This is a genomic window from Vibrio sp. 10N.222.52.C12, assembly GCF_041474215.1.
GTDB lineage: Bacteria > Pseudomonadota > Gammaproteobacteria > Enterobacterales > Vibrionaceae > Vibrio > Vibrio crassostreae_C.
This window is the reverse complement of sequence record NZ_JBFRTR010000039.1, coordinates 1-373: the sequence shown is the minus strand read 5'-3', so window position 1 is coordinate 373 and position 373 is coordinate 1. Positions and strand designations below refer to the sequence as shown.

Annotated in this window: 1 pseudogene; it reads right to left on the bottom strand. The window is 44.2% G+C overall.

The window, feature by feature from the left end:
• Positions 1–107: 107 nt before the first annotated feature.
• A pseudogene (locus AB4623_RS07755) lies at positions 108–236 on the bottom strand (IS5/IS1182 family transposase); the annotation flags it as partial.
• Positions 237–373: the final 137 nt, after the last annotated feature.

The window sequence follows — 373 nt, the reverse complement described above, 5'->3', positions numbered from 1 at the left end:
CAGTTAGTTATCTTCTTTTTCGCCTTACCCATGTTGTCACCGCTCTAACCATCATAAAGGATCAGATCGCAGGACTCGAAAAAGGTTCAATTGATTTAGGCAACAACGCCATGATGGGTTGTACATCGCCATGCATCTATGGCTGAATCATCTATCCAGAACGTAACCGAGCCACGCTTGCACAGAGCCTTATTGTATTCCGCCCAGTTAGTTATCTTCTTTTCCGCTTTACCCATGTCACCACCGTTCTAACCACCATAAAGGATCAGATCACAGGACTTGGAAAAGGTTCAACTGATTTAAGCAACAACGCCCTTAAGCCTAAATCTCGCAACAAAACAACCAACAGAAAGCAACACAACCATGACCAACG